Consider the following 22,350-nt stretch of genomic DNA (forward strand, 5'->3'; position numbering starts at 1 on the left):
CCCCAAGGCCGGTGTCAGGCGCCGTCGGTGGGCTTGGTCAGCCAGTGGGCGGCGGCCGCGAGGAGGGTCGTCACGCCGATCTCCAGGGTCGGCTCCGGTACGGGCGCGAAGTACGGGGAGTGGTTGGCCGGGACGGTGTCCGGGATGCCGTTCTCCAGCACGGTCGCGGGGTCGATGTCCCGGTAGAGGGCCGGGTCGGCGCCGCCGAAGTGCCAGAAGACGGAGGGCACGTCGAGCGCCGTGCCGAAGGTGCCGAAGTCCTCGCTGCCGGTGACGGGCTGCGGCAGCGTGCCGACCATGGTCGTCTATCGCGCCTGCGTCCCGTACGCGCATCTGGAGGCGACCGGGAACGCGTTGGCGCGGATGGACCAGGTCCGGATGTGCGTCTCGGTGAGCGGGCCGCACAACCTCCTGGTCCTGGTGTGGCTGCGCGGCCTCGACGCGATCGACCCCTTCGAGGCCCTGCTCGCGGAGCGTTTCCCGGCGCTGGAGGTCAAGGACCGGACCGTCGCGCTCCACACTCCCAAGCGCATGGGCCGGCTCCTCGACGCGCAGGGCCGCGCGATCGGCCGCGTGCCGCTGGGGATGACCTGGGGCGGGACGCCGCCGGACGAGCGGCCCGGGTCAGGCCGTCACGCCGAGAACGGCTCCGGGGCACCCGCCGGTTCGAAGTAGCGGGCGACGGCCTCGTCCGTGACCTCGGCGAGCGTGGGCGGGGACCAGTGGGGGTCGCGGTCCTTGTCGACGACCTGTGCGCGGATGCCCTCGACGAGGTCCGCGGAGGACAGGGCGGCGCAGGAGAGCCGGAACTCCATGTTCAGGACCGCTTCCAGGGAGCCGAGGTGCCGGGCGCGTCGGAGCGCCGCAAGGGTCGTCTTGAGGGCGACGGGCGAGCGGCCGAGGAGTGTGGTGGCCGTCTCCTTCGCCTCGGGGACGCCGGAGTCGATCAGCCGGTCGATGACGGCCTCGACGGTCTCCGCCGCGTAGCAGGCGTCGATCCACTCGCGCCGGGCGGCCAGTTCGCCGGGCGGGGCCGGCTGGGCGAACCGCCGCACGGCCTCGTGAGCGGGGGCCCGCGTGAGCTCCTCGGCCAGCCGGGGCAGTTCGTGCGACGGTACGAAGTGGTCGGCGAGCCCGGTCAGGAGCGCGTCGGCGGCGCCGGCCTGGGCGCCGGTCAGGGCGAGATGGGTACCCAGCTCGCCGGGCGCCCGGCTGAGCAGATACGTACCGCCGACGTCGGGCACGAAGCCGATGCCGGTCTCGGGCATCGCCAGCCGCGAGCGTTCCGTGACGAGGCGGACCGAGCCGTGGGCGGAGACACCGATGCCGCCGCCCATGACGATGCCGTCCATGAACGCGACATAGGGCTTGGGGTAGCGGGCGATACGGGCGTTGAGCCGGTACTCGTCGCGCCAGAAGTCGATTGTGGCGCGGCCGCCGGCGCGGGCGTCGTCGTGGATCGCCCGGATGTCGCCGCCGGCGCACAGCCCCCGCTCACCGGCGCCCTGGATGACGACGGTCTCGATCGCCGGATCGCCCTCCCACGCGGTCAGGGCCTCGTCGATGCGGCGCACCATGGCGTGGGTGAGCGCGTTGATGGCCTTGGGCCGGTTCAGCGTGAGGAACCCGGCCCGCCCTTCGTTACGCACCAGGACGTGCGGGCTGTCGGTCGCGGTCATCGCAGGGGCTCCGCGGGGCCGGGGGCCGCCAAGAGTCGCATGATCCCGTCACTTCCCTCCAGGACGATCTTCCGACCACCGTATCCGGTGCGAGCTGCCGGGCGAAGCGCTGGGCTGAGGTGCCCGCGGCGGTTTCCTGCCCGCCGTAAGCCGAGCCGTCCGCGGAGGGTTCACGGCTGCCCTGGGCTGAGCCCCCGCGGCGGTTCCCGCCCGCCCGAGCCGAGCCGCCCGTGGCGGATTCCGCGCCGCCCCGGACCGCGTCTCCCCACCAGCCAACAGGGGCTTTCCCTCACGGGAGATGAGTACGCGCACTCAGGACGCCCGCCGCGATCCGCTCGTAGCCTCCGTGGCATGGAAAGTCATGATGCCGTCGCCGACGGCTCCCTCCGTGTCGGGATCACCGGGACCGGCTCCTGCCTGCCCGAGCAGGTGGTGGACTCGGAGCAGCTGCGGCAGCGGGTGGTCGCCGGCAGTGGGTTCACGCTGCCGGACGGGGTGTTCGAGCGGGCCACCGGGATCCTCACCCGTCGGGTCGCCCGGCCCGACGAGTACGCCTCCACCCTCGCGGTCGGGGCCGCCCGCCAGGCGCTGGCGCGGGCCGGCCTCGGGCCCGCCGACATCGACCTGCTGGTGTTCGCGTCCGCCACGCGCGACATGGTGGAGCCTGCCACCGCGCACATCGTGCAGGCCGAACTCGGCTCCCGGGCGCACGCCCTGGACGTCACCAACGCCTGCAACAGCTTCGTCAACGGCATCGACCTCGCCCGCACCATGGTCCTCGCGGGGCGCGCCCGGCGGGCCCTCGTCGTCACCGGTGAGACGCCGAGCCGGGCCGTACGGCACGACCCGGCCGATCTGGCCCAGTTCCGCGACGGCTTCGCCGGCTACACCTTCGGCGACGCGGGCGCGGCGGTGGTCCTCGAATCGGTGGACCGCGGCGGGATCCTCGACGTGGACAGCGAGACCCACTCCGAGCACTGGCGCGTCGGCGGGATATTCGGCGGCGGTTCACGCCATCCGCGCGGCGACGAGCACACGTACTTCCACGGCGACGGCAGCGAGTTGCGCGAGGTGTTCGAGAAGGTCGGCACGTCGGTGATCGACCGGGTCCGGCATCGTACGGGTCTCGAGTGGCGTCACTTCCGGTACGTCCTGGTCCATCAGGTCACCATGCCGTACCTGGAGCGCTTCGTGGAGATCACCGGCGTCCCCAGGGACCGGCTCGTGGTCACCGTCCCCGAGCTCGGGAACATCGCCAGCGCGAGCCTGGGCGTGCAACTCGACCGGATACACGACGGGTTGCGCCCGGGAGACCGCGTTCTGTTCGTCGGTCTCGGCGGTGGCGTCAGCATCATGACGATGGTCTGGGAGAAGGCGTGAGCGCGCTGTGGGTGGTGGTGCCCGCGCATCAGGAGGCCGCGCGCATCGGTGACACGCTGGCGGCGCTCGCCGCGCAGACGGACCGGGACTTCCAGCTGGTCGTGGTGGACAACGCCTCCGAGGACGACACCGCGGCGATCGCCCGCGCCTTCGCCGAGCGGGCCCCGTTCCCCGTGCACGTGCTCGACGAGCGGGACAAGGGGGTGGGCTGCGCCGTCGACACCGGGTTCCGGTACGCGATCGGGCGCGGGGCCACGCTGCTCGCGCGCACGGACGCCGACTGTCTGCCGCACCCCGGCTGGACGGCGGCGGCCCGGGGCGCGCTGCGGAGCGGCGCCGGCCTGGTGTGCGGACGGATCGACGCCCGCAGGGACGAGCACGGCCCCCTGGGCCGCGCCGTGTTCCGTACGCTCGTGCGGGTCGCGGCGTTCTTCGGCCGGGTGCGCCCCGCGCACCGGCGAGGGAACGGCTATCTGGCGCCGTACCGGATGCATGCCGGCAACAACATGGCCATCACCGCGCGCCTGTACGAGGCCGTCGGCGGGATGCCCCGCCGCCCCTCCCCCACCGACCGGCTCTTCCTGAACCGGGTGCGGCGCCGGACGACCGCCATCGTCCACGCCCGCGACATGGTGGTGGAGAACTCCACCCGGCGCCTGCGCGCCTACGGAGTCGTCGGAACCGCCCGCTGGTACCTGGACAAGGGCCCGGGCCGTCACGGGGAGGACCCGCGCTGATGCTGGAGGCTCTCGCCCACACCCTGCGGTCGCGCCCCGACCGGCCGGCCGTTCTCGGCACCTCGCGCACCGGCGCCGTCCGCACGAAGGCCAGCTGCGGGGAGCTCGCCGATCTCGCCGACGCGTACGCCGCCGCCCTGCATGCGCGCGGAATCGCGCGCGGCGGCACGGTCGGTGTCGCGGTGCGGCCCGGGCCGCGCGCGCTGGCCGTGATGCTCGCCGTACACCGGCTGGGGCTGCGCGCCGCGGTCCTCGACCCCTCGGCGGGGCCGGACGTCCTGCGCGCCCGGCTCGCGCTGGCCCGCCCGGACGTGGTCCTCGCCGACGCGACGGCACAGGCGGTGGCCGGATGGGCGAGGCCGCTGGCGCGCCGGGCCCGTCTCGCGCTGCCGGACCTCGCCGAGCTCGGACCGGTGGCCACGGTCGGCCCGCGGCTGCCGGGCAGCGCCCCCGCACTGCGCACCGGCGTCGGTACGGCGGTGCTGCCGCGCCCGGTGGACGGGGACGGCGACGCGGTGATCGTCTTCACCTCGGGCACCACTTCGCGGCCCCGCGCGGTGGTCCACACCCGTTCCTCGCTGGCCGCCGGCATGGCCACCGTGACCGACCTCGTGGCGCCCGAGCCCGGTCGCCCGGTCCTCGGCGGTACGTTCTTCGTCCTCGTACCGTCGCTGGCGAGCGGTGCGCCGGTCGCGCTGCCCGCCCGGTCGCCTGGCGTCCTGGCGCGGCAGATGCGCCGACTGGCGCCGCAGGCCACCTATCTGACACCTCCTCAGCTCCGGGCGGCGCTGGCCGAGGAGGCACGGTTCACGGGGCGGGTGTGGACCGGCTCCGCGCCGGCGAGCGCCGAGCTGCTCACGCGGGTGAAGGGGGCGGGAGCGGACGAGGCCTGGGGTGTGTACGCGCTCACGGAACTGTTCCCGGCGGCCGCCGTCGAGCAGGCGGACAAGGCCGCGTTCGGCGGCGAGGGCGATCTGGTGGGCGCGCCGCTGCCGGGGGTCGAGGCCAAGACCGGGCCGACCGGGGAGTTGTTGCTGTCCGGTCCGGCCGCCCGGGATCGGTACCTCGGCGAGGAGCCGGCGCCCTGGGTCGACACCGGCGACCGGGCACGGCTCGGCGCGGACGGCCGGATCGTGCTCGAGGGCCGCTGCAAGGACATGATCCTGCGGCGGGCGGAGAACATCTACCCGGGTCTCTACGAGCCCGCGCTGCACGTGGCCGGTGTCGAGCTGGCCGTGCTGGTGGGCGTTCCGGCCGGGGACGGGGACGAGCGTCTCGTCGCCGTCGTCCAGCCTCGCCGGGCGGCGGACCACGGCCGGGTGCGTGCCGCGCTGGCCGGGCCGCTGGAGCGGATGGGCGCGGCGCGCCCGGACGCGCTGCTGCTCGCCGACATCCCGCTGTCCGGCCGCTCGTCGAAGCCCGACCGGGCGGCGACGGCGCGACTGGCGGCCGCCCGCACCAGTGGTGCCGCCCGATGACGGCGGCACCGGAGGCGGCTCTGTGGGCGGTGGTGCCCGCCTTCGACGAGGAGGCCTCGCTCGGCGCGACGCTCGCCGCGCTCGCGGCGCAGTCCGACACCCGGTTCACCCTCGTCGTCGTCGACAACGCCTCCACCGATGGGACCCCCGGGATCGTCCGGCGCTTCGCCGCCGCCGCGCCCTTCCCCGTCCATCTCGTCGAGGAGCGCGAACCGGGCGCGGGCGCTGCCGCCGACACCGGGTTCCGGTACGCCATCGCCCGGGGCGCCGCGCTGTTGGTGCGTACGGACGCCGACTGTCTGCCGGCCCGCGACTGGATCGCCGCGGCGAAGGCGGCGTTCGCCGGGGGCGCGGAGATGGCCTGCGGACGCAGCGTCCCGCGCCCCGACGAGTCCCCGTCCGTCGCGGAGCGGTACGTCCTGCCGATGGTGGTCCGGGTGACGGCGGTCTACGGGCGCCTGCGCAAGGAGCACCGGGATCCGCGCTACCGCACCCCGTACGTCCTGTGCCACGGGCACAACATCGCCGTCACCGCCGATCTGTACGTACGGTGCGGCGGCGCGCCGAGGGTCCCGCTGGAGGGGCCGCCCGAGGACGTCGTGCTGCTCAACCGGGCGCGCCTGCACAGCGATCGGATCGCGCGGGCCGAACGGATGGTGGTGCGGGCGAGCCTGCGCAGGCTGCGGGCGTGGGGCGCCCGTCGGACCCTGCTGTGGTCCTGGGACCGCCGCTACCGGCCGAGCGACCCGCGGAAGGTGCACGTCCGGTGACCGGCTTCCCGACGACGTCCGCCGTCCGCGCGGCGCGGCGCCGCGACCGGCGGGTGTACACGCGCTCACACCCGCTGCTGTTCGCCCTGCTCGCGGCGGTCCGGCGCAGGCCCGTGGTCCGCGTGGGCCGGGCCGTGCTGGTGAGCGGCGCGGAGCCGTACCGTCAGGCCCTCACCCGGATCCCGCTGGACCGCGCGGCGGCCGGCACCACCGGGGGCGCGGCACGTGAACTGTCCCGGGGCGGGCTGCTGTTCGACCAGGACGGCGCGGGGCACCGCGACACCCGGCGGGCCGTGGCCGGAGGTCTGGGCGCGGACGGTGTGGCGCGGCTGCGGCCGGTCTGGCAGGCCGTCCTGGCGCGTCGGCTCGCCCCGCTCGGTGCGGGTGTCGCGGTCGATCTCGTCCCGCTGGCGCGCGAGTTGTCCGGTGCGACGGTCCGTGCCCTGCTGGACACCACCGCCGACCCGTCGTCCATTGCCTATGCAGCCGACGACTCGGCGGCGGCCGCGGTCAGGGACCATCTGCCGGGCCCTCGGCTGCCGGGCGCCGCCCGTGCGGCGGCCGGGGCGACGGCCCGTCTGGAGGCGTTGCTCGCGGGCGGGGAGGACGACGACGCGGGGCTGCGGGCGATGCTCGCCGTCGCCGCCGTCAACACGACCGTCGCCGCGCTGCCGCGCGCGGTCGCGTGGTGTGCGGACGGTGGGCTGTGGGAGCAGGCCGGCGACGAACGTCTGCGGCCGGCCCTGGTGACCGAGCTGCTCCGGGTCGTCGCGCCCTCCCCGCTGCTGCCGCGCGTGGCGGCGGCCGACGCCACGCTCGGCGGGTGCCCGGTCCGGGCCGGGGACCGGCTGGTGCTGGTGGCGCGCAACGCCGTGGGCGCGCACAGCACTCCGCCGGACGCCCACCACCCCGCGCCGCCCGCCGTCGCCCAGCTCGTCTTCGGCGCCGGCTCCCACGCCTGCCCGGGCGCCCGCCTGGCCCGCGCGCAGCTGGACGACCTCCTGGCCGCGCTCGCCCCGCACCGACCGTCCGTCGTCCGCGCCCGGGTCGACCGCCGGGCGGCACTCCCCGGCTGGCGCGAGCTGACGATCCGCGCGACGACGGCGGACGTCCGTAGGGAGACCCGAGCATGACGACGGACACCGTCACGGGCGTCGGCAATGCCGGCGTCCACGTCGCGCGAGTCCGCACCAGGGGTGGGCCGACGGGTCAGACGGGGCCGGCCATCCACGCGCGACCACCGGCCCCGGTACAGAGACCCGAGCATGACCACGATCGCCGTCGGCAGCACCGATTGCCTCGTCGCGCGAGCCCGCACCAGGGGCGGGCCGACGGGTCGGGCGGGGCCGGCCATCCACGCGCGGCCACCGGCCTCGGTACAGAGACGCGAGCATGACGACGAACGCAGGCCGACGGTGCCGCTGACCAGCAACGGGACCGCCGACCACGCACACCCGGAGAACCGAACATGACCACGATCGCCGTCACCGGAGCCAGTGGCTTCTGTGGCTCCCATGTCGCCGCCCTCGCCGCCACGCGCGGGGCCGACGTGCTGTGTGTGGGGCGGCGGCCCGGACCCGTCGGCCGGCATGTGCGCTGGGACGCCGAGAGCGGGCCGCCCGACCTGGGCGGCGCCGATCTCGTCGTGCACTGCGCCGCGGCCGTCGGCGACCCGGTGCCCGGTTCGCCGGCCGAGGCCACGATGCGGGCCGTGAACGTCGACGGCACCGCCCGCCTCCTGGCGGCGGCCGCCGGGCGGCCGGTGGTCTGGGTGAGCAGCGCCAGCGTGTACGCCCCCGGGCCCGGGCGGGCCCGGATCACGGAGGACCATCCCGTGCGCGGTCAGTTGAACGCCTACGGCCGTACGAAGGCCGCCGGCGAGGCCCTCGCGCTCGCGGCCGGGGCGGTGGTGCTCCGACCCCGCGCGGTCTACGGCCCCGGCGACCCCCATCTCGTGCCGCGCCTGCTGGCCCGCGTCCGTGCCGGGCTGCTGCTCCTGCCCGGCCGCGACGTGCTCCTGAGCCTGACGGCCGTGGAGAACCTCGCCGACGCGTGTCTCTCAGCCGCCGACTGGCCGCCGGGCGCGTACAACATCGCCGACCCGGTGCCGTACCACCGCGACGAGGCGGTACGGACCGTCCTGCGCGCCCATGGCGTACACGCGCGGATCGGCCGGCTCCCCCTGCCCCTGGCGCGCGCCGCGGCCGCCACCGCGGAGTCCCTGTCCCGTCTTCGGCCGCGCACCGAGCCCCCGCTGACCCGGTACGCCGTGGACCAGCTGGCCCACACGGTCGTCCTCGACGTCTCCAGGGCCGAGGGCCAGGGCTGGCGGGCCCAACGCACCCTCGCCGACTTCACGGCGGCCGTGTCCCGAGGCTGACGCGGAACGGCGCGCATCGGCCGGCACCTGCCGCGAACCGCCTCCGACCTCACCGATCGCCCGACGGCGTCCCCCGCATGCCCGGAAGAGCGCCGCGCCGGAATGCCCGGCAACAGGACATGCCCCACCACCTGCGGTATGCCTTTTCCATGGATCCCCGGCCGCGAGGCATCTCTCCCCGCCTCTCCCGGCGCGGTGGGCGGCTGCTTCTGGTTGCTCCCTTCGCGCTGATCGCGACGGTCACGGTGGTGGACATCCTGTTGCCGCCGGAGGTCCATCTCGGGCCGTTCCTGATCGCCGCGCCTGCGGTGACGGCGTCGTTCGCGGGACCTCGGATGACGGCCTTCGTGGGCGCGGTCGCGGTCCTCGCGCAGGCCGTGGTGGCGATCGTGCGGACGAGCCTGACGGACCTCAACCACACGTATCAGATCGCCGCTCTGATCCTGATCTCGATCATCGTCACCTTCTTCGCCTACCTGCGCGAGGCCCACGAGCGCAAAGTGACTCAACTGCGCTCCATCGCGCAGGCCGCGCAGAGCGTCGTCCTGCGTCCGCTCCCCAGCCGGTCGGGTCCGCTGCGGATCGCCTCGATCTATCTGGCGGCGGAGGAGGAGGCGCAGATGGGCGGCGATCTGTACGCGGCCGCCCGTACGGAGTCGGGGACGCGGCTGCTGATCGGCGACGCGCGTGGCAAGGGGCTCGACGCGATCAGCGAGGCCTCGCTCGTGCTCGGCGCCTTCCGCGTCACCGCCCGCCGGGAGCGGGAGCTTCCCGAGCTGATCAGGCACCTGGAGGCCGGTGTCGGTTCGGCCGAGGGGGACGAGCGCGGGGACCAGGTCGGGATGTCCGTGGTCGACGAGGAGGCCCAGGAGGCGTTCGTCACCGCGCTGGTCCTGGACATCCCCGATGACGAGCCGGTCGTCCGCCTCGTCAACTGCGGGCATCCCCCGCCGCTGCTCCTTCGGAAGGGACAGATCGTCGCTCTCGACAGCGCCGAACCGAGCCCGCCTCTGGGGCTCGCGGACGTGCTCTCCCCCATGGTGGCCGTGGAGTCCTTCCCCTTCGGCGTCGGGGACGTGCTGCTGCTCTACACCGACGGTGTCGTCGAGGCGCGCGGCCACGACCGGGTCTTCTACCCCTTGGTCGAGCGGCTCGCGGCATGGGCGGGGGACGACCCGCAGACCTTGCTCGGCCATCTCCGGGACGACCTCCACGCGTACGCGGGCGGCCACCTCGGCGACGACGCGGCACTGGTCGCGGTCGAGCGGCTGGCACCGGAGCCGTAGGGCCTCGATGCCCCCTAGGGGGCGGGGGCCAGTGCCCGGGCCAGCGCCGTGAGGAGGGCGGCGCCGTCGTGGGTCGCGATCGCGAGGCGTTCGCCCCGGCACGTGCTGACGACCACGCTGTCCATGCCCATCGGCACGGCCCAGCCGCCTCCCACCAGCCGCGGCGCGCCGTGGTCGGCCGCCTGCAGGCCGGAGAGGGGGCTCTGCACCGCACCGGCCGTCGCCGCGTACCGCCGGGCCGGGCGGGGCTTCACGAGCCGCAGCGCCGCGTGGACGGAGGCCGGGTCCACCTCGGCGAGGGGGATGCGCTCGCGGCCGACGCGGAGCAGGCCGCTGCCCGGGTCGACGCGGACGCGGTGGTAGATCGCCTTCGAGATCGGGACCGCGATGCAGGGCACCAGAACGAGCAGGTAGGCCGCCGACACGAGCAGCCAGACACCGGTGTCCTCGGGCAGCGCGTCCACTGCCAGCCGGACGACCATCGCCAGATAGACGGCGACACAGAAGACGGTCCAGGTCTTGGGCAGCTTCTCGACGTACATGCGGGTTCCTCGATCTTCGACGGCTCGGTCCCATCCTCGGCACTCCACGGGCCGCCGTCCTGAGTACCCGTACTCACTTCGCGGAGGTCGACGGCCGGGCGGCGCATGGCCGGGGGCCGGGCGGGCACGCGCGGGGCAGGAGCCCCTTCGGGAGGGAGTGCGCCATGCCCGCGGACGCGCACATCGGTACCTCGTACTGGATGCACGGCACGCCTTCTCCCGACCGCCCCGCCCTCGCCGACGACCTGACGGCCGACGTCGTCGTCATCGGGGGCGGGATCGCCGGTCTGTGTACGGCACACGAGCTGGTCCGCGCAGGACGTGAGGTCGTGCTGCTGGAGGCCGAGCGGGTCGCCGGCGGGGTCTCCGGCCACACCACGGGCAAGCTCACCGCCCTGCACGGCCTCACCTACGCGCGGCTGCGCGACACCCACGGCCTCCTCGCCGCCGGCCGGTACGCCCGTGCGCAGCAGGAGGCGCTCGATCACGTGGTGAGCCTGTGCGCGGAGCTGGGCATCGACGCCGAGCTGGAGCGGGCGCCGGCCTTCACCTACGTCACGGACGAGGAACGGGCCGGGGAGATCCGTGCGGAGGCGGCCGCGGCACTGGAGGCCGGGCTCGACGCCGCGTACGTGACGGAGACCGACCTGCCCTTCCCGGTGGCGGCCGCCGTCCGGCTGGACGGCCAGCTCCTCTTCCACCCGCGCAGGTTCGTGCTGGGTCTCGCCGACGATCTGGTCGCCCGGGGCGGCGTCGTGCACGAGCACACCCGGGTCACCGAACTGCGGGAGCTCGCGGAGTGCAGGCTGGTCACGGAGGGCGGCGCTACCGTCCACGCCGAGGACGTGGTCGTGGCGACGAACTTCCCGCTGATCGTGCACACTTCGCTGATCACCAGACTGACGGTCCGCCGGGAACTGGTGGTCGCCGCCCCTGTCCCCGCGGCGACGGCGCCCGAGGGCATGTACCTGACGCCCGAGGACCGCACCCGGTCGGTGCGCACCGCCCCGTACGACGACGGCCGCCGGCTGCTCATCGTCACCGGCGAAGCGTTCGAGCCCGGTACCAATCACGCGGGCGACCGGCTCGAGCGGCTGACCGCGTGGGCCCGCCGGACCTTCCCGGCCTTCGGCGAGTCCCGGACCGTCTTCCGGTGGGCCGCGCAGGACGTGCGGTCCGCGGACCGTCTTCCGTACGTGGGTCATGAGCACCCGGACACACAGCATGTCTTCATCGCCACCGGGTTCGGCGGCTGGGGCATGAGCAACGGGGTGATGGCCGGCCGTCTGCTGGCCGCCCATGTGACGGGCGCGCCGCGCCCCGACTGGACCGAGCTCTTCGATCCGCGCCGTCATCTGCCCCTGCGGGAGTTCCCGGACGTGGTGCGGGCGCAGGCGTCCGTGGCCCGGCACTACCTGATCGCGCGGGCACCGCGCTGCACCCACATGGGCTGCGAGCTCGGCTTCAACGAGCTGGAGGACGCCTGGGAGTGCCCCTGCCACGGTTCGCGCTTCGCGGCGGCCGACGGGCGGGTGCTTCAGGGGCCCGCGACCCGCCCCCTGGAGGAGGCGGGTCCGGCCCTGGAGGGTGTGGGCGGGGTCAGCGGCGCAGCGGACCCTCACACGTGAAGCCGGCCGTTCCGGCCCGGCCGCCGGTCCAGATCTCCACCGGGCCGAAGGAGCAGTTCATGTCGTTGAAGTTGTCTCCGCCGCTCCGGCTCCGGTCGAGGACGAAGTAGTCGACGGTCTCGGACATGTCCTTGAAGACCTGGTCGGGGTCGGTGGCGTCGGCGAGGTTGGCGGTGATCCTGCCGTTGCACACGAAGCGCGGCAGCAGGGGGTCGCCGGTTCCGGTGCAGCCGGGCGTGTTGCCGGTGGCGGCCGCGAAGGCGGACCGTATCTGGTCGGGCGTGGCGTGCCGCAGGCCGGCGGTCGGCTCGTGGGTGGTGTCGGGCACGAACAGCTCGTCGACCCGGGCGATCTGCCGGTCGAGGAAGGCGTCGTAGGCGGCTTGTGTCCCCGGGTCCTTGCCGACGGTGTCGCGCCAGGTGTCGTAGCCCCGGACGTCTCCCGCGCGGAGGTAGCCGTACATGGCGCGCAGCAGCGCGGGGCGCTCGGTCCACAGGTACTCGAAGAACGTGCCCGCGTAGCTGTAGAAGCGGAAGCCGTCGCCGTCGTAGGTGGCATGCAGGATCTGGTCGACGGTCATGCGCGGGCCGCCCGAGGCGGTGTCCCTGATGACGCTCTCGACGAGTGACTTGCGGACGGCGATGCCGTCGTCGCGGGTGGCGCCGTCGAAGAACTCCGCGGTGCCCTCGTCCATGGCGGTGGTGCGGTCGTTCTCGTACCACGGTCCCTCGCCGAAGAAGCCGGGGACGGCGTAGCGGCCGTTGAGGTAGTGGACGTACTCGTGCCGGAAGAGTTCTTCGAGCGTGAGGCTGGAGTCCTGCGGCACCCGCCGCTGGTACGTGTAGAAGGTCGCGCCGCGCTCGATGTAGATGCCGCCGTTCTCGGTGCCCATCCCGGTGAGGATCGGGTGGTACGTCTCGTAGTCCTGGCGCGAGGCGTAGAGCACGATGTTCAGGGCGGTGTTCGGGTCTCCGGCGAGCGGCTGCTCCGTGCCGAGCACCCGGTGGAACTGGGCTTTGACCTGCTTGCTCGCGTAGTAGAGCTGGTCGACGGTGGCGCGGTCGAGGCCGGTGCGGACCTTGATCGCCCCGTTGTCGTAGCGGTACGTGTGCGGGAAGATCCGCGCCTCGATGTCGGCCTTGCAGACCTTGTACGGGGCGCAGGCGTCGTAGAAGTTGAGCCAGCCGACGAGCGAGGCCCAGGGGGCGCTTCCCATGCCGAAACCGGTCTCGACCGGGCCGAGGAGCCCGCCGAGGTCGGCGACGATCCTGGTCTTGAGGCTGTCGATCTGGCCGAAGCGGCCGTACTCGCCGAGGGCGTCGCGGACGACCCAGGCGTTGGCGGTGTTCTTGAGGTGCGTGTGGGTGGAGAAGTCCTTGAACGCCGCCCGGTAGCCCGCGTTCTGGGCGATGGCGGCACGGAACGCGGTGTCCTGGTTGCCGGGGTAGACGCCGAGGTAGTTGACCGAGAGCGCGGCGAGGGCCGCGCCGCCCCAGCCGGGGTCGCCGGAGGTCTGCGGGTGGCCGGCGCCCATGCGGGCGAGGACCTGGGCGATCAGACCGAGTTGGTGCTGTCGCAGGCCGGGGGCGCTGCCGGTGTAGAGGGCCTCGCGGAGCGTCTGGGCGTTCTCCGGGGTGACGTCGAAGGTGTGCGAGGCGTAGGCGTAGGCCGCGGTGGCCGCGCGCATGGTCTCGACGGTGGGGGCGTCGGTGATGTCTATCTCGGACCGGCTGAAGTCGTGGTAGGCCACCGCGTGGAGGTAGGTGAACATCTCCAGGAGATGGGTGGAGTTCGTTCCGTCGTGGTCGGGGCTGAGGCCCTTGATCCGCTGGGCGACGGCCTGCACGTGCGCGTCCGACATCACGGGGGCGAGGCGGGCGTCCCAGGTCCAGATCAGTCCGCGCAGGCAGCCGTCGGCCTCGACGGCGGGATCGGCGAGGAAGTCGGCGAGCTGGGCGGGGGTCAGTCCGGTGATGCCGTCGAGCGTGCAGGGCACGCCGGCCAGGGTGTTCGCCGCTCGTGCGGTGCGGTCCCGGTCCTGGAGGCTCGGGCCGCTCTGCGGACCGGGGACCCGTCCGGCGGTGACGCCGCGGGGTGCGGCGGCGGGTCCCGTCTTCGCCGCGGGCGCCTCGGCGAGGCGGTCGACCTCGTCGTGCGGGTTCGGGGCGTAGGCCGCCGGGGCGGTCGGGCCGGTGTTCCGGGGCGCGAAGGTGGCCGGTGTCGGGGCGGCGGCCTGGGCCGCGTACGCGAGCGGGGCGGTGAGGCCGGTCGCGAGCACTGCGGCGAGAAGGGTCGTGCGCACGGCTCTGTGCTGGGACACGAAGTCTCCTGTGATGGGGGGGTGAACTTCCCTTGGGGGCAGGGCCGTTGAGATGACGCTGCCCTGAACATGACATGTAACATAGCAATGTGAAATTGCACTGAGAAGCCTTGTGCGTCGTCAGTTTCCGTGGCCTGCGGGCCACTTGAGGGCCGAGCGAACGAAAGCGCAGGACCGAGTCGCATGCGAAAGCCGTTGCAGACAGGGCGTGTTGGTCCTCTTGGCAAGCTCAGTGGCGTGTGAAATATTACTGCCGTGCCCACGAGACACCTCTCCGCGGCGACCGACGTCATCATCGTCGGCGCCGGAATGATCGGCGCGGCCTGCGCGTACTACGCCGTACGCGCGGGCCTCTCCGTCACCGTCCTGGACCGCGGCCCCGTCGCGGGCGGCACGACAGGCGCCGGTGAGGGCAACCTCCTGGTCTCCGACAAGGAGCCGGGGCCCGAGCTGGACCTCGCGCTCCTCTCGAACCGCCTGTGGCGCGAACTCACCCCCGCTCTGCGGACGGAGGCCGAGTTCGAGCCCAAGGGCGGCCTGGTGGTCGCCTCGGACGAGAGCGGCCTGGACGCCCTGCGTCGGTTCGCGAAGGCGCAGGGCGCGGCGGGCGTCGAGGCGTACGAGATCCCCGGTGACGGGCTCCACGACCTGGAGCCCCATCTCGCACCGGGCCTCGCGGGCGCGTTCCACTACCCCCAGGACGCGCAGGTGCAACCGGCGCTGGCGGCGTCCCGGCTGCTGCGCGCCACCTGCGCCACCGTCCGCACCGGCACGGAGGTCACCTCCGTCCTCACCGGTGCGGACGGTTCCGTGCGCGGGGTACGGACCTCCGGCGGCGGCGCGCTGTACGCCCCGTACGTGGTGAACGCGGCCGGGAGCTGGGGCGGCGCACTCGCCCGACTGGCCGGCACGGAGCTGCCGGTCCTTCCCCGCCGCGGCTTCGTGCTGGTCACCGAACCGCTGCCGCGCGTGGTGCGGCACAAGGTGTACGCGGCGGACTACGTCGCCGACGTCGCGAGCGACTCCGCCGCTCTGCAGACCTCGCCGGTCGTCGAGGGAACTCCGGCGGGGCCGGTCCTGATCGGCGCGAGCCGGGAGCGCGTCGGCTTCGACCGTACGCTCTCCACACCGGCCCTGAGCCGGCTGGCCCGGGGCGCCGCGCGGTTGTTCCCGGTGCTCGCCGGCGTGCGGGTGACGCGGGCGTACGCGGGCTTCCGCCCGTATCTGCCGGACCATCTTCCGGCGATCGGCCCGGACCCACGCGTTCCCGGGCTCCTGCATGCCTGCGGACACGAAGGCGCCGGGATCGGACTGGCCCCGGCGACGGGCCTGTTGATCTCCCGCTTCCTGACCGGGACCGCGCCGCCGATGGACGCCCGCCCCTTCCGCCCGGAGCGGTTCTCCGACGCGGCGGGGCGCGCCGGCCGGCCGGCCGGGGAGGCGACATGACCCGGGACGACCCGTCCACCGTTCCCCTTCGGCTGGGAGTGCGCATGATCCGTCGCTTCAGGCACCGCGTGAGCCGTGCCCGTACCCCGCGTTCGCTCGTCGGCGCCCGGCCCGGGCCGGAGATCACGTTCACGTTCGACGGGCGGCCCGTCACCGCGCTGCCGGGGCAGTCGCTCGCCGCCGCGCTGTGGGCGGCGGGGATCCTCTCCTGGCGGACGACGCGCGTCGGCGGGAAGCCGCGCGGGGTGTTCTGCGGGATCGGCCAGTGCTTCGACTGTCTGGTCACGGTCGACGGCCGCCCGAATCGGCGTGCCTGTCTCGTGCCGGCCGGTCCGGGCGACGTCGTCACCACCCAGGAGGGACACGGCCGTGCCGAACTCGACGCCCGCTAGCGGCCACCCGGACCTGCCGACCGCATCGGGGACGTACGACGTGGTGGTCGTCGGTGCCGGGCCCGCCGGGCTCGCGGGGGCCGTCGCCACCGCCGAGCGCGGTCTGTCGGTGGCGCTGCTCGACGGTGACGACGGGCTCGGCGGCCAGTTCTACCGGCAGCCCGCGGCCTCGCTGGGGGCCGCCCGGCCGGAGGCGCTGCACCACGACTGGGCGGCGTTCGACACGTTGCGCCGGCGGTGGGAGGCGAGCGGCGGCGTCCATCTCCCCCGGCACCACGTCTGGACCGTGGCCTCGGAGCGGACCGCCTCTCCGGGGGCGGGCGCGGACGGCGCTTCCTGGGCCGTGCATGCCGTCACCGGACCCGACGGGGACGGCGACCGGCCCGCGCTGGTGCGGGGCCGCGCCGTCCTGCTGGCGACCGGTGCGGCCGAGCGCCAACTGCCCTTCCCCGGCTGGACCCTGCCGGGCGTGATCGGAGCGGGCGGTGCGCAGGCGATGCTCAAGTCCGGGCTCGTGCTGCCCGGCGGCCGGGTCGTGGTCGCGGGCAGTGGCCCGCTGCTGCTCGCCGTGGCCTCCTCCCTGGTGGCGGCGGGAGCCCGGGTACCCGCCGTGGTCGAGGCGTCGGGCTACCTCGGCTACGCCCGGCGGCCCGGTGTACTGGCCGCGGGTCCGGGCAAGTTGGCGGAGGCCGTCGGGCACGTGGCGCCGCTGGCGCTGAGCGGTGTGCGTCCCTACGCACGGCATGCCGTCGTCCGCGCGCACGGCGCCGAGCGGGTGGAGGCGGTGACCGTCGCCCGCCTGGACGGCGACTGGCGTCCGGTGCCCGGCACCGAGCGGCGGATCGCCTGCGACGCGGTTGCCGTCGGCCACGGTCTCGTTCCCCGGATCGACCTGGGCACGGCCCTCGGCTGCGCCACCCGCACCACGCCGGACGGCGCGACGGCCCTCGTGGTCGACGCCGGGCAGCGGACCACGGTCGCGGGCCTGTGGTCGGCGGGCGAGACGGCCGGCGTCGGCGGCGCCCGACTGGCGATGGTCGAGGGCGAGTTGGCCGGTGCGGCGATCGCCGCCCGCCTGCGCGGAGCGTCCGCCGGGGGGCCGTCGGCGCGGACGCGGTCGCTGCTGCGCGCACGTGCCCGGCTGCGGGCCTTCGCCTCGCTGATGGCCGCCGCGCACGCACCGGGCGACGGCTGGTACGGCCCGGGCGGCTGGCTCGACGACGACACGGAGGTGTGCCGTTGCGAGGAGGTCGACGCGGGGCGCGTCCGCGAAGCGGTCGACCGCCTGGGCGCGGGCGACGCCCGTACGGTGAAGCTGCTGACCCGGGCGGGCATGGGCTGGTGCCAGGGGCGGGTGTGCGGACCCGCCGTCGCCTGCCTCGCGCGCGGAGGGCCGGCGCGGGACGCCTCACTCCCCGCCTCCGCCGAACGCCGGCCGTTGGCCGTCCCGGTGACGCTCGGCGCGCTCGCGGCGCTCGAACACGACCCGGACCGCACACGGGACGGCGACTGAACCCGTACCGACAGAGACGTAACTGACGATCCATCAGTACCATGTCACATCTCACTGACGAAGGGCTCCACGTGACCGTCACCCCCGCCCCCGCCGACTGGACCACCACCCGCCCCTGGCGCGGCATCATGGTCGCCACCGCCCTCCCCTTCCGTGACGACGACCTCACCGTCGACCACGACGCCTACGCCGCGCACGTCCGATGGCTCCTCGACAACGGCTGCGACGGCGTCGTCCCGAACGGTTCGCTCGGCGAGTACCAGACCCTCACCGACGAGGAGCGCGCCCGGGTCGTCCGTACGGCCGTGGAGGCGGCCGGTGACGGGGCGCGGGTGATGCCCGGGGTCGCGGCCTACGGCAGCGCCGAGGCGCGCCGCTGGACCGAACAGGCCGCCGAGGCGGGCTGCGGATCAGTCCTGCTGCTCCCGCCCAACGCCTACAGGTGTGACGCCCCCGCCGTGCGCGCCCACTACGCCGAGGCCGCCGGTGTCGGACTGCCGGTCGTCGCGTACAACAATCCGCACGACACCAAGGTGGACCTGACCCCCGAGCTGCTCGCCACGCTGCATGCGGACGGCCACATCGTCGCGGTGAAGGAGTTCAGCGGCGATGTCCGCCGGGCGTACGAGATCGCCGAACGCGCCCCGGAGCTCGACCTGTTGATCGGCGCTGACGACGTCCTGCTCGAACTGGCCGTCGCGGGTGCGGTCGGCTGGGTCGCCGGATACCCCAACGCCTTCCCGGCCTCCTGCGCGGAGCTGTACCGCGCCGCCGTCGCCGGCGATCTCGAGCGCGCCCTGCCGCTCTACCGCGCGCTGCACCCGCTGCTGCGCTGGGACTCGAAGACGGAGTTCGTCCAGTCGATCAAGCTGTCCATGGACATCGCGGGCCGGCGCGGCGGCCCTTGCCGCCCGCCGCGCTCGCCGCTCGCCGGCATCACCGAGGCCGAGGTCCGCGCCGCCACCGAGAAGGCCGTCGCCGACGGCCGGCACTGAGAGGAGCCCCGTCGTGCGCACCCGTCATGTGTTCCACGCCGTCGACTCGCACACCGAGGGAATGCCCACCCGTGTCATCACCGGCGGGGTCGCGCCGATCCCCGGCGCCACCATGGCCGAACGCCGGCTCCACTTCATCGAGCACATGGACCGTCTCCGTACGCTGCTGATGTACGAACCCCGCGGTCACGCCTCCATGAGCGGGGCGATCCTGCAGCCGCCGACCAGGCCGGACGCCGATGTCGGCGTCCTGTTCATCGAGGTGTCCGGCCTGCTGCCGATGTGCGGGCACGGCACGATCGGGGTGGCGACCGTGCTGGTGGAGACCGGGATGGTGCCGGTGGTCGAACCGGTGACCACCGTCCGCCTCGACACCCCCGCCGGCCTGGTGCGTGCGGAGGTACGGGTCGAGGGCGGCGCCGCGAAGTCGGTGACGCTGACCAACGTGCCCGCGTTCTGCGCCGCCCTGGACCGGGAGGTGAAGGTGCCCGGCTTCGGCACGGTCCCCTACGACCTGGCCTTCGGCGGCAACTTCTACGCGTTCGTCGATCTGGACGCGCTCGGGCTGCCGTTCGACCGGGACCGCAAGGACGAGCTGCTCAGGGCCGGGCTCGCGATCATGGAGGCGATCAACGCCGACGACCGGCCCGTCCACCCGGTCCGGCCGGAGATCGGCGGCGTCAAGCACGTCCATCTCACCGCGCCCGGCTCGGACGCGCGCCACTCGCGCCACGCCATGGCCATCCATCCCGGCTGGTTCGACCGCTCCCCCTGCGGCACGGGAACCTCCGCGCGCATGGCGCAACTCCATGCCCGCGGGGAGCTCCCGCTGCACCAGGACTTCGTCAACGAGTCCTTCATCGGCACCCGGTTCACCGGTCGGCTGGTCGAGGAGACCGAGGTGGGTGGCGTGCCCGCGGTGGTGCCGACCATCACGGGGCGCGCGTGGCTCACGGGCACCGCGCAGTACTTCCTCGACCCGGAGGACCCGTTCCCCGGCGGGTTCCTGCTGTGAGCTGTCACGCGCCGTGAAAACGTGAAATTGTACGGTGGTGCGGCGCCACGCCCCGGCGGCCGGACGGCGCGACAAGCGGAAGTCGGAGAACGGCACATGGGCCATCTGAAGCAGAGTCATCTGATCACCACCCGGGAGCGCCTGCGCGACCAGGTGGCCCACGCTCTGCGGGCGGCGCTGATCTCCGGCGAGCTCAAGCCCGGCGAGGTGTACTCGGCGCCGGGTCTGGCCGAGGACTTCGGGATCTCGGCGACGCCGGTACGGGAGGCGAGGCTCGACCTGGCCCGTGAGGGCCTGGTCGAGCCGGTGCGCAACAAGGGCTTCCGGGTCACCGAGGTCAATGAACGCGACCTCGACCAGTACACGGACATCCGGCTGCTCATCGAGGTGCCGACGGTGGGCCGGGTGACGCTGACGGCGGACCGCGACGAGCTCCGGGCGCTGCGGCCGATCGCCGAGGAGATCGTGGCGGCGGCCCGCGCCCACGACCTCATCGGCTATCTGGAGTCCGACCGCCGGTTCCATCTCACGCTGCTCGGCCTCTCCGGCAACGAACGCCTGGTCGAGACGGTCGGCGACCTGCGCAAACGGTCCCGTCTCTACGGTCTGACGGCGCTGGACGAGCGGGGTGAGCTGTTGCCCTCGGCGGAGGAGCATCTGGAGTTGCTCGACTTCATGCTGGCGGGTGACGCGATGGGCGCGGAGGCCTGCATGGTCCGGCATCTCAGCCACGTACGGTCCCTGTGGGCGCGGGACGACGCCCGTACGGCGTCGGCCGCCGTGACGCCCGCTCCGCGCAGCGCGACCGGTTGAGGTCGAGGTCCTGGGCAAAACGGCCGATAATGGACCTCATGAGCCGTAAGGCAGCAGCTCCGCCTCATGCCCCGTCGACCCTGTCCTACAAGGGCCGGGACATGCGTCTGCGCACGATCGCCATCGTGGTCCTCACAGGTCTCGCGATCTGGTTCATCGCCGCGAACACGGGGTCGGTCACGATCAGACTGTGGATCCCGACCGTCACCCTGCCCCTCTGGAGCGTCCTCACGGTCACGCTCCTCGTCGGGGTCGTTCTCGGCCTGTACATCGCCCGTCGGCGCGCACGGCGCTGACCGGACCGCGCATGGGCGACACGGAACCGCGGCTGGACCGCGGCGAGGCGCTCGCCGTCACAGGCGTGGGCTGTTTCCTGTGGGTGCCGGCCACCGGTCGGCTGATCCTCGACCCCGTGGGCCGCGACGCGCTCGATCTGCTGCCCGGGGAGTACCACGGGCTGGCCACCGACCTCCGGCCGAAGATCCTCCGGGACGACTGGACGCTGCTGTCGGGTCTCGCCGCGCAGCTGCGGGGCGGCCGCAAGGACGCGTACAGCGCCTACTTCCGCGTCGCCCTGCACGACGGTCGCAGCCGCTGGACGCACGTTCGGGGGAACGTCGTGCGCGCGGGCGCGAACGGGCCCACGCGGGTGGTGGGGGTGGTCCGTGACGCCACCCTGGATCTGTCGCCCTCCTCGGTGCGCCCCCCGGCCGACGAGGACAGCGACCACCTGCACACTCTGGGCGAGGCGGCGATCGCACTGGCCCGGGCGATGAGCGTGCACGAGGTCGCCGCGGTCCTCGGCGACGAGCCGTCTCTGCGCAGGCTCGGGGTGAAGGCCATGTCACTCGCCGTACTCGAGCAGGGACGGCTCCGGCTCGTCCGCTCGGTACTGTCCCTGGACGACGCCGAGCCCCCGCAGAAGTCCCGGCTCGCCGACTCCTGGCCGCTGAACGACGTCGTACGCTCCGCCAGGCCGCTCTTCTTCACCTCCGTGCCCGACTTCCTCGAACGCTACCCGCGGCTGGCGCCGCACCAGCACGGCTTCCACGCGACGGCCGCCGCGTTCCTGCCGCTGGTCGAGCAAGGACAGCCGCTCGGCGCCATGGGCATGTTCTACGACAACACGAACTCGTTCTCCCTCGCGGACCACACCCTGATGACCGCGTGGTCGAAGGCGGTGGCCCGCGCCCTGCACCGGGTCACGATGCTCGACCGTTCGAGGGAGATCGCAGCCGGTCTGCAGAACGCCATGCTGCCGCGCAGGATCCCCGAGACCCCCGGCGGGCGGATCACCGTGCGGTACCGGACCGCGCGGCAGGGGGTGCGGGTCGGCGGGGACTGGTACGACGCGGTGACGCTGCCCGACGGCGGGGTGGGCGTGGCCATCGGGGACGTGCAGGGTCATGACACCGAGGCGGCGGCGCTCATGGGGCAGTTGCGCGTGGCCATGAGCGCGTACGCGGCGGAGGGCCATCCGTGCGAGTGGGTCCTCGCCAAGGCGTCGGCGTTCCTCGCCGAGCTGGGCGCCGACCGCTTCGCCACCTGCCAGTACCTGCGGATCGCTCTCGCCACCGGCGCGGTCGAGGCGGCCAACGCGGGCCATCCACCGCCGCTGCTTCGTCATGCCGACGGCACGGTGGACCGACTGGAGCTGGCCGGCGGGCCGCCCCTGGGACTCCCCGCCGAGTGGGGCCTCACGCCGTACGCGCCGACGACGGCGCGGCTCGCTCCGGGCGAGACCCTGCTGCTGTACAGCGACGGTCTGGTCGAGCGGCCGGGCGAGGACATCGACGGCGGCCTGGGCCGGCTGACCGCCGCGTTCTCGGCAGGCCCGGCCGATCTGGAGGAGCTCGCCGACCACCTCCTCGACACGCTCACCCCGGGCCCGCACGCGGAGGACGACGCCGCGCTGCTGATGCTGCGCCGAGACGGGCCGTGACCGCTGCGGCTCGGGTGGCGGGGAGGCCGTA

At 74.0% G+C, this 22,350-nt stretch carries 21 protein-coding genes; 17 read left to right on the forward strand and 4 right to left on the reverse strand.

The features are described 5' to 3' along the window. Positions 1-14 precede the first annotated feature (14 nt). A complete protein-coding gene (locus ACFVZW_RS03320; protein ID WP_384516040.1) occupies positions 15-299 on the reverse strand; it encodes a hypothetical protein in 285 nt (94 codons plus the stop codon). On the opposite strand from ACFVZW_RS03320, the gene ACFVZW_RS03325 reads away from it, so the two are divergent. Then, on the forward strand, positions 298-675 hold the full coding sequence (locus ACFVZW_RS03325) for a hypothetical protein (RefSeq protein WP_384516042.1): 378 nt from the start codon (positions 298-300) through the stop codon (positions 673-675). The genes ACFVZW_RS03320 and ACFVZW_RS03325 overlap by 2 nt on opposite strands. Here ACFVZW_RS03325 and ACFVZW_RS03330 read toward each other — a convergent pair. Continuing rightward, positions 633-1,679, reverse strand: a complete 1,047-nt coding sequence (locus ACFVZW_RS03330) for an enoyl-CoA hydratase/isomerase family protein (protein ID WP_384516045.1) — start codon at positions 1,677-1,679, stop codon at positions 633-635. The two genes, ACFVZW_RS03325 and ACFVZW_RS03330, sit on opposite strands and share 43 nt — an antisense overlap. Before the next feature lie 351 nt (positions 1,680-2,030). On the opposite strand from ACFVZW_RS03330, the gene ACFVZW_RS03335 reads away from it, so the two are divergent. From ACFVZW_RS03335 to ACFVZW_RS03365, 7 genes are all read left to right on the forward strand, one after another. Then, on the forward strand, positions 2,031-3,059 hold the full coding sequence (locus ACFVZW_RS03335; RefSeq protein ID WP_384516048.1) for a 3-oxoacyl-ACP synthase III family protein: 1,029 nt from the start codon (positions 2,031-2,033) through the stop codon (positions 3,057-3,059). Then, on the forward strand, positions 3,056-3,796 hold the full coding sequence (locus ACFVZW_RS03340) for a glycosyltransferase family A protein (protein WP_384516050.1): 741 nt from the start codon (positions 3,056-3,058) through the stop codon (positions 3,794-3,796). The genes ACFVZW_RS03335 and ACFVZW_RS03340 overlap by 4 nt, the downstream gene beginning before the upstream one ends. Further along, positions 3,796-5,274 (forward strand): class I adenylate-forming enzyme family protein, encoded by a 1,479-nt coding sequence (locus tag ACFVZW_RS03345; RefSeq protein ID WP_384516053.1) that lies wholly within the window; start codon positions 3,796-3,798, stop codon positions 5,272-5,274. Before ACFVZW_RS03340 ends, ACFVZW_RS03345 begins: the two co-directional genes overlap by 1 nt. After that, positions 5,271-6,044 carry a glycosyltransferase family A protein gene (locus ACFVZW_RS03350; RefSeq protein WP_384516056.1) on the forward strand — a complete coding sequence of 258 codons (774 nt, stop codon included), beginning with the start codon at positions 5,271-5,273 and terminating at the stop codon, positions 6,042-6,044. Before ACFVZW_RS03345 ends, ACFVZW_RS03350 begins: the two co-directional genes overlap by 4 nt. After that, positions 6,041-7,177 (forward strand): cytochrome P450, encoded by a 1,137-nt coding sequence (locus ACFVZW_RS03355; protein WP_384516059.1) that lies wholly within the window; start codon positions 6,041-6,043, stop codon positions 7,175-7,177. Before ACFVZW_RS03350 ends, ACFVZW_RS03355 begins: the two co-directional genes overlap by 4 nt. A gap of 335 nt (positions 7,178-7,512) precedes the next feature. Continuing rightward, positions 7,513-8,424 (forward strand): NAD-dependent epimerase/dehydratase family protein, encoded by a 912-nt coding sequence (locus ACFVZW_RS03360; RefSeq protein WP_384516061.1) that lies wholly within the window; start codon positions 7,513-7,515, stop codon positions 8,422-8,424. Between the two features lie 149 nt (positions 8,425-8,573). Further along, positions 8,574-9,710 (forward strand): PP2C family protein-serine/threonine phosphatase, encoded by a 1,137-nt coding sequence (locus ACFVZW_RS03365; RefSeq protein WP_384516064.1) that lies wholly within the window; start codon positions 8,574-8,576, stop codon positions 9,708-9,710. A 14-nt stretch (positions 9,711-9,724) separates the two neighbouring features. Here ACFVZW_RS03365 and ACFVZW_RS03370 read toward each other — a convergent pair whose 3' ends face one another. Next, positions 9,725-10,252 carry a DUF3093 family protein gene (locus tag ACFVZW_RS03370; RefSeq protein WP_384516067.1) on the reverse strand — a complete coding sequence of 176 codons (528 nt, stop codon included), beginning with the start codon at positions 10,250-10,252 and terminating at the stop codon, positions 9,725-9,727. A gap of 164 nt (positions 10,253-10,416) precedes the next feature. On the opposite strand from ACFVZW_RS03370, the gene ACFVZW_RS03375 reads away from it, so the two are divergent. Continuing rightward, a complete protein-coding gene (locus ACFVZW_RS03375) occupies positions 10,417-11,880 on the forward strand; it encodes an FAD-dependent oxidoreductase (RefSeq protein WP_384516070.1) in 1,464 nt (487 codons plus the stop codon). On the opposite strand, the gene ACFVZW_RS03380 is transcribed toward ACFVZW_RS03375, so the two are convergent. Then, positions 11,852-14,200, reverse strand: a complete 2,349-nt coding sequence (locus tag ACFVZW_RS03380) for a collagenase (protein ID WP_384516072.1) — start codon at positions 14,198-14,200, stop codon at positions 11,852-11,854. The genes ACFVZW_RS03375 and ACFVZW_RS03380 overlap by 29 nt on opposite strands. A 255-nt stretch (positions 14,201-14,455) precedes the next feature. On the opposite strand from ACFVZW_RS03380, the gene ACFVZW_RS03385 reads away from it, so the two are divergent. From ACFVZW_RS03385 to ACFVZW_RS03420, 8 genes are all read left to right on the forward strand, one after another. Beyond that, on the forward strand, positions 14,456-15,649 hold the full coding sequence (locus ACFVZW_RS03385; RefSeq protein WP_384516075.1) for an NAD(P)/FAD-dependent oxidoreductase: 1,194 nt from the start codon (positions 14,456-14,458) through the stop codon (positions 15,647-15,649). Positions 15,650-15,693: 44 nt separating this feature from the next. Then, entirely contained in the window at positions 15,694-16,041 is a 348-nt protein-coding gene (locus tag ACFVZW_RS03390; RefSeq protein ID WP_384516077.1) for a (2Fe-2S)-binding protein, read from the forward strand. Then, positions 16,019-17,554 carry an NAD(P)/FAD-dependent oxidoreductase gene (locus ACFVZW_RS03395; RefSeq protein WP_384516080.1) on the forward strand — a complete coding sequence of 512 codons (1,536 nt, stop codon included), beginning with the start codon at positions 16,019-16,021 and terminating at the stop codon, positions 17,552-17,554. Before ACFVZW_RS03390 ends, ACFVZW_RS03395 begins: the two co-directional genes overlap by 23 nt. 41 nt (positions 17,555-17,595) lie before the next feature. After that, a complete protein-coding gene (locus tag ACFVZW_RS03400) occupies positions 17,596-18,549 on the forward strand; it encodes a dihydrodipicolinate synthase family protein (protein WP_384516083.1) in 954 nt (317 codons plus the stop codon). A gap of 13 nt (positions 18,550-18,562) precedes the next feature. Then, entirely contained in the window at positions 18,563-19,564 is a 1,002-nt protein-coding gene (locus ACFVZW_RS03405; RefSeq protein WP_384516085.1) for a proline racemase family protein, read from the forward strand. A gap of 96 nt (positions 19,565-19,660) precedes the next feature. After that, a complete protein-coding gene (locus ACFVZW_RS03410; protein ID WP_384516088.1) occupies positions 19,661-20,377 on the forward strand; it encodes a GntR family transcriptional regulator in 717 nt (238 codons plus the stop codon). A gap of 38 nt (positions 20,378-20,415) precedes the next feature. Beyond that, positions 20,416-20,673 (forward strand): LapA family protein, encoded by a 258-nt coding sequence (locus ACFVZW_RS03415; RefSeq protein ID WP_384516091.1) that lies wholly within the window; start codon positions 20,416-20,418, stop codon positions 20,671-20,673. 11 nt (positions 20,674-20,684) lie between these two features. After that, positions 20,685-22,319 (forward strand): SpoIIE family protein phosphatase, encoded by a 1,635-nt coding sequence (locus ACFVZW_RS03420; protein WP_384516093.1) that lies wholly within the window; start codon positions 20,685-20,687, stop codon positions 22,317-22,319. The last annotated feature ends 31 nt before the right edge of the window (positions 22,320-22,350 follow it).

Source organism: Streptomyces sp. NPDC059567 (assembly GCF_042735655.1).
GTDB lineage: Bacteria > Actinomycetota > Actinomycetes > Streptomycetales > Streptomycetaceae > Streptomyces.

Excerpts from the sequence above, each read along its gene's own strand:
- ACFVZW_RS03320 (WP_384516040.1), bottom strand. The coding sequence starts at position 299 with ATGGTCGGCACGCTGCCGCAGCCCGTCACCGGCAGCGAGGACTTCGGC.
- ACFVZW_RS03350 (WP_384516056.1), top strand. The coding sequence starts at position 5,271 with ATGACGGCGGCACCGGAGGCGGCTCTGTGGGCGGTGGTGCCCGCCTTC.
- ACFVZW_RS03370 (WP_384516067.1), bottom strand. The coding sequence starts at position 10,252 with ATGTACGTCGAGAAGCTGCCCAAGACCTGGACCGTCTTCTGTGTCGCC.
- ACFVZW_RS03365 (WP_384516064.1), top strand. The coding sequence starts at position 8,574 with ATGGATCCCCGGCCGCGAGGCATCTCTCCCCGCCTCTCCCGGCGCGGT.
- ACFVZW_RS03345 (WP_384516053.1), top strand. The coding sequence starts at position 3,796 with ATGCTGGAGGCTCTCGCCCACACCCTGCGGTCGCGCCCCGACCGGCCG.
- ACFVZW_RS03410 (WP_384516088.1), top strand. The coding sequence starts at position 19,661 with ATGGGCCATCTGAAGCAGAGTCATCTGATCACCACCCGGGAGCGCCTG.
- ACFVZW_RS03330 (WP_384516045.1), bottom strand. The coding sequence starts at position 1,679 with ATGACCGCGACCGACAGCCCGCACGTCCTGGTGCGTAACGAAGGGCGG.
- ACFVZW_RS03335 (WP_384516048.1), top strand. The coding sequence starts at position 2,031 with ATGGAAAGTCATGATGCCGTCGCCGACGGCTCCCTCCGTGTCGGGATC.
- ACFVZW_RS03375 (WP_384516070.1), top strand. The coding sequence starts at position 10,417 with ATGCCCGCGGACGCGCACATCGGTACCTCGTACTGGATGCACGGCACG.
- ACFVZW_RS03400 (WP_384516083.1), top strand. The coding sequence starts at position 17,596 with ATGTCACATCTCACTGACGAAGGGCTCCACGTGACCGTCACCCCCGCC.
- ACFVZW_RS03325 (WP_384516042.1), top strand. The coding sequence starts at position 298 with ATGGTCGTCTATCGCGCCTGCGTCCCGTACGCGCATCTGGAGGCGACC.
- ACFVZW_RS03415 (WP_384516091.1), top strand. The coding sequence starts at position 20,416 with ATGAGCCGTAAGGCAGCAGCTCCGCCTCATGCCCCGTCGACCCTGTCC.
- ACFVZW_RS03390 (WP_384516077.1), top strand. The coding sequence starts at position 15,694 with ATGATCCGTCGCTTCAGGCACCGCGTGAGCCGTGCCCGTACCCCGCGT.
- ACFVZW_RS03360 (WP_384516061.1), top strand. The coding sequence starts at position 7,513 with ATGACCACGATCGCCGTCACCGGAGCCAGTGGCTTCTGTGGCTCCCAT.
- ACFVZW_RS03420 (WP_384516093.1), top strand. The coding sequence starts at position 20,685 with ATGGGCGACACGGAACCGCGGCTGGACCGCGGCGAGGCGCTCGCCGTC.